The following is a 14,736-nucleotide window of genomic DNA, read 5'->3' as shown; positions in this document are numbered from 1 at the left end:
CGGATAAGGCGTCAGCCGCCATCCGGCATTGATCGGCCTGATAGCGCTGCGCTTATCAGGCCTGTGAATCTACGATTTATGAACCGTAGGCCGGATAAGGCGCTAGCCGCCATCCGGCGAAATAGACTGCTTACCGGTCGGATCAACGGGTAAAAAATTAATCCCGGCGTGCAATATCGGCAAATTTTGCGTCCAGAATGGCGGCCAGATCGCTCGCTGCCAGTTCAATATCCAGGCCGCGCTTGCCGCCGGAAACATAAATGGTCCCGAAGGCCTGGGCGGGGGCGTCAATCAGCGTCGGCAGGCGTTTTTTCTGCCCCAGCGGACTGATGCCGCCGACCAGATAGCCGGTGGTGCGCTGCGCCACCATCGGATCAGCCATATCCACCTTCTTCGCTCCCAGCGCTTTGGCGACCTTTTTCAGATCCAGCTGGCCGGCGACCGGCGTGACCGCTACGGCCAGATGCTTCATATCGCCGTTTACTGCGACCAGCAGCGTTTTATAAACCTGATCCGCATTCAGCCCCAGCTTGCGCACTACCTCATCGCCAAAATTCGTTTCGGCCGGATCGTGATCGTATGTGTGGATCTGAAAGGAAATGTTGTTTTTTTCGAGTAATTTAACGGCGGGTGTCATAACAATAAATCCTTGCAAAGATATAATTCAAAGAAAGCATACCTCTGACGACCGTCTAAAAAATAGTACCTTCTTGCGCAATTGTATTGGCAGGATGCGGAGTTTGAGCGACAATCGTCATACACCGTCGCTTAAAGCGGCGGCATAACAATAATGATGAAATTCCTCTTTGACGGGCCAATAGCGATATTGGCCATTTTTTTAGCGCATCATTTCCGGCAAATTCCCTTCTCCGTACAAATGTAACGCGCCGACGGCCACCACGTACTGTCCAGGCGGCAGCGCGGCCAGGCGATCCCGCCAGGCAAGATTACGCTGATGCATCAGCACATCGTATAACGACTCGCTGAAGGTGTTGGGTAAAGTCAGTTGGTTATTCTGCGGCGGCGTCTTCAGCCACCAGCTCATCATCTGCTGTAACAATCTGGCGTTGGTATGCCAGTGCGTCAGCGTATCATCCAGCAGCGCCAGGCCATTGTCCGGCAGGTCGCTGAGCAGCGCAATCTGACTGGCGGCTCCTTCCAGTTCAATGATCGGGATGCGCGTCTCTTTCGCCGCCTGCAACAGCTGATAATCAATCCCGTACTCGGGCCGCAGTCCTAACTGCTGCGCCTGGGTGGCCTGTAACACCATCGCTATCTGCCACAGCGGCTGGGTTGAAAACAGGGAAGGGGAGATCCCCAGCTCATCGGTAGCTTTATGCAGATTGCGCAACTGCGTTTCGCTGATACGCTCTTCCAGCGCGGCAAAGGTCGGTAAGTCCGTAAACGGACTATCGCTGCCGGAGACGTCGGCTTCGACGATCAGCGCATCGGCGTTTTTAAGCTTTCTGAGCAGCCTGGCGGGCAGAGGAGACATTTCGCGGCAGCCCATATGGATGCTGCCGATCAGATGAAAGCGACGGTTGCCGGGCAACGTAACGTCGATGGCGGGCCAGCTGTAATGATGGCCGCGCAGCGCGGCAAAAAACGTTTTTACCCGGAACAACGGATCCATGCGACCTCCCTAAGCAGGCCCCCATGCTAGCGCGTGGCCCCGAAAGTCGCAAACCGTGAATTGCAGGAGAGTGCCGGATGATAACTTTTCGCCTGCACTTCTCTGTGCAGGCGGATCGTCAGCGCCATCCGGCACATAACAGCGGTTACTCTTTCGGTTTAAAGCGCAGCAGCCGGTTGGCGTTGCTGACCACGGTGATGGATGAAAGCGCCATCGCGGCGCCAGCAACGACCGGATTCAGCAGGGTGCCGGTGAACGGCCACAGGATCCCCGCGGCAACCGGAATACCGATGCTGTTATAGATAAACGCGCCGAGCAGGTTCTGTTTCATATTGCGCAGCGTCGCGCGGGAAAGGGATAGCGCGTCTGCAACGCCCAGCAGACTGTGGCGCATCAGGGTGATCGCCGCGGTTTCAATCGCCACGTCGCTGCCGCCGCCCATTGCGATGCCGACGTCAGCCTGCGCCAGCGCCGGAGCATCGTTGATGCCGTCACCTACCATCGCCACCTGGCGTCCCTGGCTTTGCAGACGCTGAATGGCATCGGCTTTACCGTCCGGCAGCACCCCGGCGATCACCTCATCGATGCCGGCCTCTTTAGCGATGGCGTTTGCCGTCGTCGGGTTATCGCCGGTCAACATAACCAGCCGGTATCCGGCGCGGTGCAGGCGCTGGAGCGCCGCCACGCTGTCACTGCGCAGCGGATCGCGCACCGCCAGCAACGCCGCCGCGGTGCCGTCAATTGCCAGCAGCACCGGCGTGGCGCCCTGTGATGCCTGGGCGGCAATCTCTGCCTCCATTTCCGTTGTAGCAACCTGTTGCTCGTTCAACAGCGCCTGATTACCCAGCAGCAGCGTGTGGCCTTCGGCTTCGCCGCTGACGCCCAGCCCGCGCAGGGTACGGAAGCCGTTGACCTGAGGCAGCGTAATATCGCCCGCTTTGTCGAGTATCGCCCGCGCCAGCGGGTGGCTGGAACCTTGCTCAAGGGCCGCCGCCAGACGCAGCGCCTGCGCTTCATCTACTCCGGCGAATGTCTTGATCGCCACGACCTGCGGTTTGCCTTCGGTCAGCGTCCCGGTTTTGTCGAACACCACGGTATCCAGCGTACTGGCGCGCTGCAGGGCATCGGCGTCACGTACCAGCACGCCGAACTCCGCCGCGCGGCCTACGCCGGAGATAATCGACATCGGCGTCGCCAGTCCCAGCGCGCACGGACAGGCGATAATCAGCACCGTTGTGGCGATAACCAGGGTATAGACAATTTGCGGCGCAGGCCCAAAGAAATACCAGATCCCGGCGCTCACCAGCGCAATGACTACGACGACCGGGACAAATACCGCAGAGATTTTATCCGCCAGTTGGCCGATCTGCGGCTTGCTGCTCTGCGCCTGGCGCACCATACGGATAATGCGCGACAGCGTCGTATGGCTGCCGACCGCGCTGGCGCGAAACAGTACGCTGCCGTCCTGGACAACCGTCCCGGCATGCACGCTGTCGCCTGCGCCTTTCTGCTGCGGGAGCGGCTCGCCGGTGAGCATCGCTTCATCCAGCCACGCTTCACCCTGGGTAATTTCACCGTCAACCGGCACGCGGTCACCGGTGGTCAGGCGCAGCAGCATTCCCGGCTGGACTTCTGCCAGCGGTACGCTCTTATCGCCGCTGTCGGTCACCACCCGCGCCGTCGGTGGCGTGAGATCGAGTAATTTTTCCAGCGCCTTCGATGAACGCTGACGCGCGCGCGCTTCCAGCATATGTCCGAGGTTGATCAGGCCGATAATCATCGCGCTGGCTTCGTAATAGAGATGGCGCGCTTCCATCGGGAACCACTGCGGCCACAGGTTGACGCTCATCGAGTAGAGCCAGGCTACGCCGGTACCGAGCGCCACCAGCGTATCCATAGTAGCGGTACCGTTCATCAGGCTTTTCCACGCGCTGCGGTAGAAATGGCCGCCAGCGAACACCATCACCGCGAGGGTCGCCAGACCAATCGCCAGCCACAGGCTGCGGTTGTCTGCGGTGACCATCATGTTGTCGCCGATCATGCCCCAGACCATCACCGGCACCCCGAGCAGCAGGGCGACGATAGCCTGCCAGCGGAAGCGTTTCATGGTGGCGATAGCCGTTTCCTGCTGGCGTTCGCGGCGTTTAACGTCATCTTCAATCGCCTCGGCGCCGTAGCCCGCGTTTTCCACCGCCTGCACTAAATCGGTTGCGGACGCGCTGCCCATCACCAGCGCAGTGCGTTCCGCAAGGTTTACCCGTGCCTGGGTGACGCCCGGTACGCTTTGCAGCGCGTTTTGTACCCGGGTGACACAGCTGGCGCAGCTCATGCCGCTGAGCAGCAGCTGTTGGCTATCTTCTTCAGCCGCGGCTGCCGGAAGCTCATCAGGGACCGCTGCCAGCGCTTCCGACGGGATTGATGACTCCGCCAGCGGTTTAGCCTTTGGGTGGCTTAACTCTGCGCCGTAACCGGCCTGTTTAATGGTTTCGATAAGCGCGTCGGCGCTGGCGGTGCCGGTGACATGGGCTTGCGTAATAGACACTTCCGCCTGCTCAACGTCCGGGCGCTGCTCCAGACTCTCTTTTACGCGTTTCACGCAATGACCGCAGGACAGGCCGTCCAGGGTCAGGTCGATGGTTTGCGACATTACAACTCTCCTCTGTTACAGGTCAGTTTTTATTGACCCTTGCACTTCGATTGTCTAACTGTTATTTAGGGTAAACCTTCCATCAAGGGGAAGGTCAAGGGGGAGATAATGAATATATCCGATGTGGCGAAAAAAACCGGTTTAACCAGCAAAGCGATCCGTTTTTATGAGGAAAAAGGGCTGGTGACGCCGCCGCTGCGCAGTGAAAATGGTTACCGGACCTACAGCCAGCAGCATCTGAATGAACTGACCCTGCTGCGCCAGGCGCGTCAGGTCGGGTTTAATCTCGAAGAGTGCGGGGAACTGGTAAACCTGTTTAACGATCCGGCGCGCCATAGCGCGGACGTGAAAAAGCGCACCCTGGAAAAGGTTGCGGAAATTGAACGGCACATTGGCGAATTACAGGCTATGCGCGAGCAGCTGCTGGCGCTGGCCGAGTCCTGCCCTGGCGATGACAGCGCCGATTGTCCGATTATCGATAATCTTTCCGGCTGCTGCCATCACAGGGCGAAAGTAAGCTGATCAGACGGGGACTATTGCGCGGATATGCAGGGTAATCCCTTCAACGGCAACCACTTCAACCTGCGTACCCGCGGGCAAATCCTGTTGGGCGCAGACCGGCCAGGAGCTGTCGCCGACGCGCATGTGCCCGCGACCGTGAACCAGCGCCGATTCCAGCACAAAGCGGCGGCCAACAAGCTGTTGCCCGCGCAGATTGAGCTGACCGTCAGCCGGATTTTGCTGGCGCACGCGCTTTGCCAGCCATTTCCACCACAGCCAGGCGGCGAGCAGCGTTAAGACGGCAAAGATGACCCCTTGCCATTCCCAGCCGACCGGCAGCAGCCAGACCGCTATCCCGGTAATGACCGCCGCGACGCCGCTCCATAGCAGGTAGCCGTTACCGCCGAGCATTTCGGCGGCGAGCAGCAGGCCGCCGAGGCTGAGCCAGAAAATATGCGGATGTAACGCAATCATCTCGAGCATTATTTTTTCCGTTCGCTGGCGCTGTCCTTAATCAGTTCGGCGACGCCGGCAATGGAGCCCATCAGACTGCTGGCTTCCAGCGGCATCATTACCACTTTACTGTTATCGGACGAGCCAATTTGCTGCAGCGCTTCGGTATATTTCTGCGCCACGAAGTAGTTAATGGCCTGGATATCCCCGGCCGCGATGGCTTCAGACACCATTTTGGTGGCGCGGGCTTCCGCTTCGGCGGAACGTTCGCGCGCCTCTGCCTGCAGGAAGGCCGACTGACGTTCACCTTCCGCTTTCAGGATCTGCGACTGTTTTTCCCCCTCCGCTTTAAGAATTTCCGCCTGGCGAACGCCTTCAGCTTCGAGGATATAGGCGCGCTTGGTTCGCTCTGCTTTCATCTGCGCGTTCATTGAGGAAACCAGTTCAGCCGGAGGGCGAACGTCACGGATTTCAATACGCGTGACTTTGATGCCCCAGGGATTTGTCGCTTCATCGACGATATGCAGCAGACGCGTGTTAATGCTGTCGCGCTGGGAAAGCATCTCGTCCAGCTCCATCGAACCAAGTACGGTACGAATATTGGTCATAGTGAGGTTGATAATCGCCAGTTCGAGATTGCTGACCTCATAGGCCGCACGCGGGGCGTCAATGACCTGAATAAAGCAGACGGCGTCGATAGTGACGTTGGCGTTATCTTTGGAGATGATCTCCTGAGATGGAATATCCAGAACCTGTTCCATCATGTTGATTTTACGACCAATGCGATCCATAAACGGCACGACAAGGCTTAAGCCAGGCTGGAGCGTTTGGGTGTAACGCCCGAAACGTTCCACCGTCCACTGATACCCTTGCGGCACAATTTTGACGCCCGCACCGACGATGACCAGAGCGACAAAAATGAGAACAGGTATAAAAATAAGCATGAGAAAAACTCCTGTTGAACGGTCCTTGATTACGCGAATTGCGATTTATCGGCGCAAATGATACCCGATTAACTAATAGAAATTCCCCCCTATTTATTCCGAATATACACTGTCACTGATAAAAGTGGAAAGATGGACGCATGATGAAAGAAAGTGACATTTTGCTTATGTTAAAACACGTAGGCTTTCAGGCGGGCGCAACGAAAATTCTTAATGACATCTGCTTTACGTTACGGGCCGGGGAATTCAAGCTCATCACCGGGCCGTCCGGCTGTGGTAAGAGTACGCTGCTGAGGATTATCGCCTCATTACTGAGCCCGGAGGAAGGGGAAATTATTTTTGCCGGTGATGATATTTCCACCCTTAATCCCGAAACGTATCGGCAACAGGTGTCATATTGCGCGCAGACGCCCGCGCTGTTTGGCGAAACCGTTTATGATAATCTGATCTTCCCCTGGGAAATCCGCCGTAAGCACCCCGAACGACAGCACCTGGTGGACGACTTAGCCCGTTTTGAGCTACCTGAAACCCTGCTTGAGAAGAATATCAATGCGCTGTCCGGCGGAGAAAAACAGCGCGTCTCGCTGATTCGTAATTTGCAGTTTTTACCCAGGGTGTTGCTGCTTGATGAAATCACCAGCGCGCTGGATGAACACAACAAACGTAATGTGAATGAAATTATTCATCGCTACGTCCGCGATAAGCAGATTGGCGTGCTATGGGTGACCCACGATAAAGATGAAATTAATCATGCGGATAATATTATTACTCTGAGCCCGCATGGCGGAAAAATGCAGGAGGCGCGCAATGAACGAGCATAATATTACTAATGAATCCCTGGCATTAGCCGTGATGCTGGTGGTGGTGGCGATAATTATCAGCCGCAAAGAGAAGCTGGCGCTGGAAAAAGATATTCTCTGGAGCGTGGGCCGCGCTGTTGTTCAGCTTATTATTGTCGGCTATGTTCTGAAATATATTTTTGGTGTAAATCATTCACTGCTGACGCTATTGATGGTGCTGTTTATCTGTTTCAATGCTGCGTATAACGCACAAAAGCGCAGCAAGTATATTGATAAGGCGTTTTTATCTTCGTTAATCGCCATCACCACAGGCACCGGACTGACCCTGGCGGTGCTGGTGCTGTCGGGATCGATTGCGTTTACGCCGATGCAGGTGATCCCCATTTCCGGGATGATCGCCGGTAATGCGATGGTGGCCGTCGGTTTGTGTTACAACAATCTTGGGCAGCGCTTCAGCAGCGAACAACAGCAGATCCAGGAAAAGCTCAGCCTCGGCGCGACGCCGAAAATGGCCTCTGCCGGACTGATTCGCGACAGTATTCGCGCGTCGCTGATCCCGACCATCGATTCGGCGAAAACCGTTGGCCTGGTCAGTTTACCGGGCATGATGTCGGGGCTGATCTTTGCCGGAATCGATCCGGTGAAAGCGATTAAATATCAGATCCTGGTGACCTTTATGCTGCTCTCTACGGCCAGCCTCTCCACCATTACCGCCTGTTATTTAACCTACCGGAAGTTTTACAATTCGCGCCACCAGCTAGTGGTGGCGCATTTAAAGAAATCGTAAGTGGGAAAAGAACGATAACAGACCCCTGAAGCCCAGGCCCGATAAGCGCAGCGCATCGGGCATTCCGGACAGGATTAGTATAACAACGCGTACAGCTGGCGGCGGTATTTTGACGCCAGCGCATCGCCGGTGCCCAGCGCGGCAAGAATTTCCTGGAACATTTTGCGCACCTGGCCATCACCGGCGGCGAGATCTTTACGCAGATGGCTGAACAGTAGCTCCAGCGCCTCTTCGTTACGCCCCACCTGATGCAATTGCAGCGCCAGTTGCGCCGCCAGTCCGGCGTCCTGCGGATTATCCGCCACCTGCTGTTGCAGCTGCTGAATTTCTGGCGTATCGGCCGCCTGTTTCAGCAGATCGATCTGCGCTACCAGCCCCTGATAGCGGGTGTCCTGATCCTGTAGCGGAACGGTTTTCAGCACCGCTTCGGCATCTTCGCTACGGTTGAGCGCAATCTGCGTTTCCGCCAGCAGCAGGCCAATTTCGCTATTCTGGTTGGAAAGCTGCCAGGCTTCCTTCAGCAGCGGCAGCGCCTCAATGTAGTTGCCTTCCTGCATCAGTTGCATCGCCTGTTGCGCCTTCAGCTCCTCTTCACGGGGCAGCACCTTGTCGAGCAGGGCGCGAATCGCCTCTTCCGGCTGAGGTCCCTGGAAGCCATCCACCGGCTGACCGTTCTGGAACAGGTAGACGGTAGGAATGGCGCGCAGGCCAAACTGGGCGGCGATCATCTGCTCGGCGTCACAATCGAGCTTCGCCAGAATAAACTGACCGTTGTACTGTGTGGCCAGGCTTTCCAGCACCGGCGTTAATTGCAGACAGTGCTGGCTGCGTTCAGACCAGAAGTAAAACAGGACCGGCGTGGTCATCGACTGTTCTAAGGTCTGCTGCAGGTTCGATTCGTTAATGTTGACAATATTCTGTACGGACATGGAGTTACTCTCTTTTGTCGATTTCTTTTTACATGGGGGCGGTCAGGCGCGCTTCAACTCACCCGTGTAAAATTTTGTCCATCAGGCGTCCGGGCAGCAGGCGCTTCAGCAGCATAACGGCCCAGGTAACCAGCGTGACCGGATAGCGAAGCCTGGGTTTCTCGCTGACAAAAGCGTGGCGCACTTTGTCGACGACGGCTTCCGGATCGAGCGTAAACCGCGCGGCAATACCGGGGTTTTCCACCGGCTTATCGCTTTGCGTCTGATTGACGTTTTCGGTAAAACGGGTGCGAATGGGGCCGGGTTCGATCAGGCTGACCTTAATCCCGCTGTGGCGCAACTCCATACGCAGCGCATCCGTCCACGCTTCCAGCGCGTATTTACTGGCGGCATAGGCGCCGCGTCCGGGCGTGGAGATCAGTCCCATCACCGATGAGGTCATGACAATGCGGCCTTCGCCGTGCGGCAGCATGGCGGGCAACAGGCGCATCGTCAGCTGATGAGCGCCAAAAAAGTTGGTTGAAAATTGCTGCTCCATCTGCTCGCGGCTGATGGTGGAAAGGGGACCGTAGACGCCGTAACCGGCGTTGTTAAAGATCCCAAATAAACAGTTATCGGTCAGGGCGATCACCTCATCGGCGGCGCGATCGACGCTCTCGGGCGAGTCGAGATCGAGCAGTACGCCGGTAAATCCCATACTCTTCATGCGGGCGACATCTTCAGGTTTACGGCAGCCTGCAAGGATTTGAAAACCCTGGCGCTTCAGTTCAAGCGCGCTTTCCAGACCAATTCCGCTGGAACAACCTGTGATTAAGACCGATTTTTGCATAACTTTACCTGTCAGGATCTCCGTTGTATTACGACTCGTATTTTACTAAAGGACTCAGCTGCTTCGCCATCCAGTCGGCGATAAACGGCTGAGCATCGCGATTAGGATGAATACCATCATCCTGCATCCATTGGGGTTTCAGATAGACCTCTTCCATGAAAAAGGGTAACAGAGGAATATCAAACTCACTGGCGAGTTTTGGATAGATAGCGCTAAAGGTTTCATTATAACGGCGACCGTAGTTTGCGGGCAGGCGAATTTGCATCAGCAGCGGTTCGGCGCTGGCGGCCTTAACGTTCTGCAGAATCGTGCGCAGCGTCTGCTCGGTTTGCGCAGGCGAGAAGCCGCGCAGGCCGTCGTTGCCGCCAAGTTCGACCAGTACCCAGCGCGGTTGATGCTGTTTTAGCAGGGCAGGCAGCCGCGCCAGCGCTTGCCCGCTGGTGTCGCCGCTTATGCTGGCGTTGACGATCGTAGTTTTGCTGTGCCATTTATCATTCAACAGCGCAGGCCATGCCGCACTGGCGGACATCCGGTAGCCAGCGCTCAGGCTATCACCCAGGATTAATAACGTGTCAGCCGCAACGGACCGACAGGTAAACAGGATCAGGAACAGGAAGGGCAAATGCCAGCGGAAAACATTGTTGAAGTTCACCATCTTAAGAAGTCCGTCGGTCAGGGGGAGCATGAGCTTTCCATCCTTACCGGAGTTGAACTGGTTGTCAAACGCGCCGAAACCATCGCGCTGATTGGCGAGTCGGGTTCAGGCAAATCAACGCTGCTGGCGATCCTTGCCGGACTTGATGACGGCAGCAGCGGCGAAGTCAGCCTCGTCGGCAAACCGCTGCACCGCATGGATGAAGAGGCGCGCGCCCAGCTGCGCGCGCAGCACGTCGGCTTTGTTTTCCAGTCGTTTATGCTGATCCCGACGCTGAACGCGCTGGAAAACGTTGAGCTGCCTGCGCTGTTGCGCGGAGAACACAGCGGCCAAAGTCGGGAAGGGGCGAAAGCGCTGCTCGAACAGCTGGGGCTGGGTAAACGGCTTGATCATCTTCCGGCGCAGCTTTCCGGCGGCGAACAGCAGCGCGTGGCGCTGGCGCGGGCGTTTAATGGTCGTCCCGAAGTGCTGTTTGCCGATGAACCGACCGGCAACCTCGATCGCCAGACCGGCGATAAAATTGCCGATCTGCTGTTTTCACTGAATCGGGAACACGGCACGACGCTGATTCTGGTGACCCACGATCCGCAGCTGGCGGCGCGTTGCGACAGGCGTTTGCGTCTGGTGAACGGGCTGTTGCAGGAGGAGGTATGATTGCACGCTGGTTCTGGCGCGAATGGCGCTCTCCCTCGCTGCTGATAGTCTGGCTGGCGCTGAGCCTGGCGGTGGCCTGCGTGCTGGCGCTGGGCAATATCAGCGATCGCATGGAGAAAGGCTTAAGTCAGCAAAGCCGTGATTTTATGGCGGGCGACCGGGCGTTGCGCAGTTCTCGCGTCGTGCCGCAGGCGTGGATCGACGAAGCGCGTCAGCGCGGTCTGAAGGTGGGCGAACAGCTGTCCTTTGCCACCATGACCTTTGCCGGCGATACGCCGCAGCTCGCCAACGTCAAAGCGGTTGACGAGGTTTATCCGATGTACGGCGAACTGGAAACGCGTCCGCCGGGGCTGAAGCCGCAGCCGGGGTCGGTGCTGCTCGCGCCGCGGCTGATGGCGCTGCTCAATCTGAAACCCGGCGATACCATTGACGTCGGTGACGCCACGCTGCGCATTGCCGGCGAGGTGGTGCAGGAGCCGGATTCCGGCTTTAACCCCTTCCAGATGGCGCCGCGGTTGATGATGAATATCGCCGATGTCGAAAAAACCGGCGCTGTACAGCCGGGCAGCCGCGTGACGTGGCGCTATAAGTTCGGCGGTACGCCACAGCAGCTCGACGGCTATGAAAAATGGCTGTTGCCGCAGCTTAAGCCAGAGCATCGCTGGTACGGGCTGGAGCAGGATGAGGGCGCGCTCGGGAAATCGCTGGAGCGTTCGCAGCAGTTCTTACTGCTGTCGGCGCTGTTAACCCTGCTGTTGGCGGTTGCCGCTGTGGCGGTGGCGATGAGTCACTACTGCCGTAGCCGCTACGATCTGGTGGCGATCCTGAAAACCCTCGGCGCGGGCAGGGCGCAGCTGCGCAGGCTGATTGTTGGTCAGTGGCTGATGGTGCTGGCGCTTTCCGGCGTGACCGGCGGGGCGATGGGGCTGCTGTTTGAGAAGGTGCTGATGGTGCTGCTTAAACCGGTGCTGCCCTCGGCGCTGCCGCCCGCCAGCCTCTGGCCGTGGCTCTGGGCGCTGGGCACCATGCTGGTGATTTCGCTGCTGGTCGGTCTGCGTCCGTATCGCCTGCTGCTGGCGACGCAGCCGCTGCGGGTGCTGCGACGCGATGTGGTGGCTAACGTCTGGCCGCTGAAGTTTTATCTGCCGGTAGTGAGCGTAGTGGTGGTGCTGTTGCTGGCGGGGTTAATGGGAGGAAGCCCGCTGCTGTGGGCGGTGCTGGCAGGCGCGGTGGTGCTGGCGCTGCTTTGCGGCGTGCTGGGGTGGATGCTGCTCAATGTCCTGCGCGGGCTGACGCTTTCGTCGCTGCCGCTGCGCCTGGCCGTGAGTCGTCTGTTGCGTCAGCCGTGGTCGACGCTGAGTCAGCTTTCCGCGTTCTCGCTGTCGTTTATGCTGCTGGCGCTGCTGCTGGTGCTGCGCGGCGATCTGCTCGATCGCTGGCAGCAGCAGCTGCCGCCGGAAAGCCCCAACTATTTTCTGATCAACATCGCCACAGAACAGGTGCCGCAGGTGAAGGCATTTCTTTCAGAGCATCAGGTGATCCCGGAAGCGTTTTATCCGATCGTGCGGGCGCGCCTGACGGCGATTAACAGCCAGCCGACCGAAGGCAATTCCGATGAGGCGCTGAACCGTGAGCTGAACCTGACGTGGCAGGATACCCGTCCGGATCACAACCCGATCGTTGCTGGTAGCTGGCCGCCGGCAAAGGGGGAAGTGTCTATGGAGGAGGGGCTGGCGAAGCGGCTCAACGTCTCTTTGGGCGATACCGTGACTTTTATCGGCGACACCCAGGCGTTCAGCGCCAAAGTCAGCAGTCTGCGTAAGGTTGACTGGGAAAGCCTGCGGCCAAACTTCTTTTTTATCTTCCCGTCCGGCGCGCTGGATGGACAGCCGCAAAGCTGGCTGACCAGCTTTCGTTGGGAAAACGGCAACGCGATGCTGACGCAGCTTAACCGCGAATTCCCGACCATCAGCCTGCTGGATATCGGCGCAATCCTGAAGCAGGTCGGGCAGGTGCTGGAGCAGGTGAGCCGGGCGCTGGAGGTGATGGTGGTGCTGGTCACCGCCTGTGGCCTGCTGCTGCTGCTGGCGCAGGTGCAGGTGGGGATGCGGCAACGCCATCAGGAGCTGGTGGTCTGGCGCACGCTGGGAGCGGGCAGGAGACTGTTGCGAACCACGCTGTGGTGCGAATTTGCCATGCTGGGACTGGTTTCCGGACTGGTTGCGGCGATTGGCGCGGAAACGGCGCTTGCCGTATTGCAGACCAGGGTGTTTGATTTTCCCTGGCAGCCGGACTGGCGTTTGTGGGCCGTCCTGCCGGTTTGCGGCGCGCTGCTGCTTTCCGCCTGCGGCGGCTGGCTTGGCGTTCGTTTGCTGAAAGGAAAAGCGCTTTTCCGCCAGTTTAATAGTTAAGCCGTGTGATAATGACGCGCCGGTTTTTATACCGGTGCATTGTTTTTTAATAGCATAAATTGATAATCATTCAACGTTTAACAGCACAAATCATTAAAAACCCGCCAACACACCCGCAGTAAACCCAGTTAACATTTAATTGCTGAATAATTAGCAGGAAATCTATCAAGGAAAAAATAATGACTATAAAAACAACAGCGCTGGCGGCATCGATCGGCGCGATAGTGGCACTGGCACCTTTCGCTTCTCAGGCGGAAATCACTGTTCTGAAACAAGATCCACAGGCGGGCAACCCGCTGAGCCGTCTTAATTTCACCGTGGGCGGGAGTATTCGTCCTCAGTTCCAGAATATGACCGGCGATGACGGCGCAAACGGCTATAAGCGTAACGGCTTCGACGGCGGCACCCGCTTCCGTTTTGCGGCTGATTACTATCTGTTTGATGACATCAGTTGGATCAGCTACTACGAACTGGGCGTCAACATTCCGGCGCAGTTCAACTGGGATAACCACTATGCTGAAGGCGCCCACGATACCACCCGCCGTATGCTGTACACCGGTCTGAAAAGCAATACCTGGGGTACGCTGACCTTCGGTCAACAAAACAGCGTCTATTACGATGTGGTGGGCGCAAAAACCGATATCTGGGACTATGACATGATTGGTCAGGCGCCGGGTAACGGGATCAATGGCGACTATGATGGCTCATATCGCTCTCGTAAGATGCTGAAATATAAGAAAACCGTCGGCGACGTCGATCTCTTCGCTTCTTATCTGTTCAGCGATGACTACAACGCCAACAATGGTCTGAACTATAAGCGTAAAGGCGGCGGCTCTCTGGGCGCGGATTATCATATTACGGACGATCTGAGCTGGGGTACGGCGTGGAACTACACCCGCGCGGAAATGCGCGGCAATGGTAATAAGACTTACGATCAGAACATCGTCGGTACGGCGCTGAGCTGGACGCCGGATAACTGGACCCTCTCTATGGGCGGCGGCTGGTATCAGAACTTCATGACCACCAAAAAAGTGTCAGTAAACGATTACTTTGCCGGTGACGCATGGGGTCTGGAATACTTTGCGGGCTATACCTTCCCGATCAACCAGTACGCGGTGAAATCCATTCAGCCGTACTTTATGGGCGACCGTATTGAATACGTCAATGGACGTGATTACCTGCGTACCGACAACGGCGTGGGCATCAGCTTCCAGCTGGATTACGGTTTCCGCGTTGATTACGAACACGTGTTCACCTCCAGCACCGACAACCTGGGCGACATGAACCTGGTGCGTCTGCGTTACGACTTCTGAGTCTGACGCCGGTATCTGTAATGCCGGATGGCGACGCGTTGCGTCTTATCCGGCCTACGGATACGTAATATGTCGCAATGCCGGATGGCGACGCGTTGCGTCTTATCCGGCCTACGGATACGTAATATGTCGTAATGCCGGATGGCGACGCGTTGCGTCTTTCCGGCCTACGGATACGTA

At 57.3% G+C, this 14,736-nt stretch carries 14 protein-coding genes; 6 read left to right on the top strand and 8 right to left on the bottom strand.

Annotated elements, in window-relative coordinates; all coding sequences use genetic code 11:
• Positions 1 to 157: 157 nt before the first annotated feature.
• From ybaK to copA, 3 genes are all read right to left on the bottom strand, one after another.
• On the bottom strand, positions 158 to 637 hold the full coding sequence (ybaK, locus tag K7R23_RS23820; RefSeq protein WP_012904887.1) for a Cys-tRNA(Pro)/Cys-tRNA(Cys) deacylase YbaK: 480 nt from the start codon (positions 635 to 637) through the stop codon (positions 158 to 160).
• Positions 638 to 838: 201 nt separating this feature from the next.
• The gene (locus K7R23_RS23815; protein WP_012904888.1) at positions 839 to 1,633 is read right to left on the bottom strand and encodes a TraB/GumN family protein; all 795 of its coding nucleotides are present in this window, start codon (positions 1,631 to 1,633) and stop codon (positions 839 to 841) included.
• 145 nt (positions 1,634 to 1,778) lie between these two features.
• The gene (copA, locus tag K7R23_RS23810; RefSeq protein WP_012904889.1) at positions 1,779 to 4,280 is read right to left on the bottom strand and encodes a copper-exporting P-type ATPase CopA; all 2,502 of its coding nucleotides are present in this window, start codon (positions 4,278 to 4,280) and stop codon (positions 1,779 to 1,781) included.
• Positions 4,281 to 4,388: 108 nt separating this feature from the next.
• Here copA and cueR point away from each other — a divergent pair, with 108 nt between their 5' ends.
• Positions 4,389 to 4,802: a Cu(I)-responsive transcriptional regulator gene (gene cueR / locus K7R23_RS23805; RefSeq protein WP_012904890.1), complete on the top strand. Its 414-nt coding sequence runs from the start codon at positions 4,389 to 4,391 to the stop codon at positions 4,800 to 4,802.
• On the opposite strand, the gene K7R23_RS23800 is transcribed toward cueR, so the two are convergent.
• Both K7R23_RS23800 and K7R23_RS23795 read right to left on the bottom strand, forming a co-directional pair.
• Positions 4,803 to 5,264 carry an NfeD family protein gene (locus tag K7R23_RS23800; protein ID WP_012904891.1) on the bottom strand — a complete coding sequence of 154 codons (462 nt, stop codon included), beginning with the start codon at positions 5,262 to 5,264 and terminating at the stop codon, positions 4,803 to 4,805.
• Positions 5,264 to 6,178, bottom strand: a complete 915-nt coding sequence (locus tag K7R23_RS23795) for an SPFH domain-containing protein (RefSeq protein WP_012904892.1) — start codon at positions 6,176 to 6,178, stop codon at positions 5,264 to 5,266. Before K7R23_RS23795 ends, K7R23_RS23800 begins: the two co-directional genes overlap by 1 nt.
• Before the next feature lie 143 nt (positions 6,179 to 6,321).
• Here K7R23_RS23795 and fetA point away from each other — a divergent pair, with 143 nt between their 5' ends.
• Positions 6,322 to 6,999, top strand: a complete 678-nt coding sequence (fetA, locus tag K7R23_RS23790) for an iron efflux ABC transporter ATP-binding subunit FetA (protein ID WP_012904893.1) — start codon at positions 6,322 to 6,324, stop codon at positions 6,997 to 6,999.
• Positions 6,986 to 7,765: an iron efflux ABC transporter permease subunit FetB gene (gene fetB / locus K7R23_RS23785; protein ID WP_012904894.1), complete on the top strand. Its 780-nt coding sequence runs from the start codon at positions 6,986 to 6,988 to the stop codon at positions 7,763 to 7,765. The genes fetA and fetB overlap by 14 nt, the downstream gene beginning before the upstream one ends.
• A 74-nt stretch (positions 7,766 to 7,839) precedes the next feature.
• On the opposite strand, the gene K7R23_RS23780 is transcribed toward fetB, so the two are convergent.
• From K7R23_RS23780 to tesA, 3 genes are read right to left on the bottom strand one after another with little or no spacing between them, the layout of a single operon-like run.
• Entirely contained in the window at positions 7,840 to 8,694 is an 855-nt protein-coding gene (locus K7R23_RS23780; RefSeq protein WP_012904895.1) for a co-chaperone YbbN, read from the bottom strand.
• A 58-nt stretch (positions 8,695 to 8,752) separates the two neighbouring features.
• Positions 8,753 to 9,523, bottom strand: a complete 771-nt coding sequence (locus K7R23_RS23775; protein WP_012904896.1) for an SDR family oxidoreductase — start codon at positions 9,521 to 9,523, stop codon at positions 8,753 to 8,755.
• Between the two features lie 28 nt (positions 9,524 to 9,551).
• Positions 9,552 to 10,178, bottom strand: a complete 627-nt coding sequence (gene tesA, locus K7R23_RS23770) for a multifunctional acyl-CoA thioesterase I/protease I/lysophospholipase L1 (protein ID WP_012904897.1) — start codon at positions 10,176 to 10,178, stop codon at positions 9,552 to 9,554.
• On the opposite strand from tesA, the gene ybbA reads away from it, so the two are divergent.
• The 3 genes from ybbA (at position 10,146) to K7R23_RS23755 (ending at position 14,556) form a co-directional block, all read left to right on the top strand.
• Complete coding sequence (ybbA, locus tag K7R23_RS23765; RefSeq protein ID WP_012904898.1) at positions 10,146 to 10,832, top strand: putative ABC transporter ATP-binding protein YbbA; 687 nt, start codon at positions 10,146 to 10,148, stop codon at positions 10,830 to 10,832. The two genes, tesA and ybbA, sit on opposite strands and share 33 nt — an antisense overlap.
• Positions 10,829 to 13,243 (top strand): putative ABC transporter permease subunit YbbP, encoded by a 2,415-nt coding sequence (gene ybbP / locus K7R23_RS23760; protein ID WP_012904899.1) that lies wholly within the window; start codon positions 10,829 to 10,831, stop codon positions 13,241 to 13,243. The genes ybbA and ybbP overlap by 4 nt, the downstream gene beginning before the upstream one ends.
• A gap of 179 nt (positions 13,244 to 13,422) precedes the next feature.
• Complete coding sequence (locus K7R23_RS23755) at positions 13,423 to 14,556, top strand: porin (protein WP_012904900.1); 1,134 nt, start codon at positions 13,423 to 13,425, stop codon at positions 14,554 to 14,556.
• The last annotated feature ends 180 nt before the right edge of the window (positions 14,557 to 14,736 follow it).

This window comes from Citrobacter rodentium NBRC 105723 = DSM 16636, from assembly GCF_021278985.1.
Taxonomy (GTDB): domain Bacteria; phylum Pseudomonadota; class Gammaproteobacteria; order Enterobacterales; family Enterobacteriaceae; genus Citrobacter_A; species Citrobacter_A rodentium.
This window is presented reverse-complemented; position numbering and strand designations above follow the sequence as displayed.

What these genes read in the sequence shown, in the direction of transcription:
- K7R23_RS23755 (WP_012904900.1), top strand. Translation starts at nt 13,423, where the DNA reads ATGACTATAAAAACAACAGCGCTGGCGGCATCGATCGGCGCGATAGTG.
- ybbA (WP_012904898.1), top strand. Translation starts at nt 10,146, where the DNA reads ATGCCAGCGGAAAACATTGTTGAAGTTCACCATCTTAAGAAGTCCGTC.
- cueR (WP_012904890.1), top strand. Translation starts at nt 4,389, where the DNA reads ATGAATATATCCGATGTGGCGAAAAAAACCGGTTTAACCAGCAAAGCG.
- ybbP (WP_012904899.1), top strand. Translation starts at nt 10,829, where the DNA reads ATGATTGCACGCTGGTTCTGGCGCGAATGGCGCTCTCCCTCGCTGCTG.
- K7R23_RS23800 (WP_012904891.1), bottom strand. Translation starts at nt 5,264, where the DNA reads ATGCTCGAGATGATTGCGTTACATCCGCATATTTTCTGGCTCAGCCTC.
- K7R23_RS23780 (WP_012904895.1), bottom strand. Translation starts at nt 8,694, where the DNA reads ATGTCCGTACAGAATATTGTCAACATTAACGAATCGAACCTGCAGCAG.
- fetB (WP_012904894.1), top strand. Translation starts at nt 6,986, where the DNA reads ATGAACGAGCATAATATTACTAATGAATCCCTGGCATTAGCCGTGATG.
- K7R23_RS23775 (WP_012904896.1), bottom strand. Translation starts at nt 9,523, where the DNA reads ATGCAAAAATCGGTCTTAATCACAGGTTGTTCCAGCGGAATTGGTCTG.
- copA (WP_012904889.1), bottom strand. Translation starts at nt 4,280, where the DNA reads ATGTCGCAAACCATCGACCTGACCCTGGACGGCCTGTCCTGCGGTCAT.
- tesA (WP_012904897.1), bottom strand. Translation starts at nt 10,178, where the DNA reads ATGGTGAACTTCAACAATGTTTTCCGCTGGCATTTGCCCTTCCTGTTC.
- ybaK (WP_012904887.1), bottom strand. Translation starts at nt 637, where the DNA reads ATGACACCCGCCGTTAAATTACTCGAAAAAAACAACATTTCCTTTCAG.
- K7R23_RS23815 (WP_012904888.1), bottom strand. Translation starts at nt 1,633, where the DNA reads ATGGATCCGTTGTTCCGGGTAAAAACGTTTTTTGCCGCGCTGCGCGGC.
- K7R23_RS23795 (WP_012904892.1), bottom strand. Translation starts at nt 6,178, where the DNA reads ATGCTTATTTTTATACCTGTTCTCATTTTTGTCGCTCTGGTCATCGTC.
- fetA (WP_012904893.1), top strand. Translation starts at nt 6,322, where the DNA reads ATGAAAGAAAGTGACATTTTGCTTATGTTAAAACACGTAGGCTTTCAG.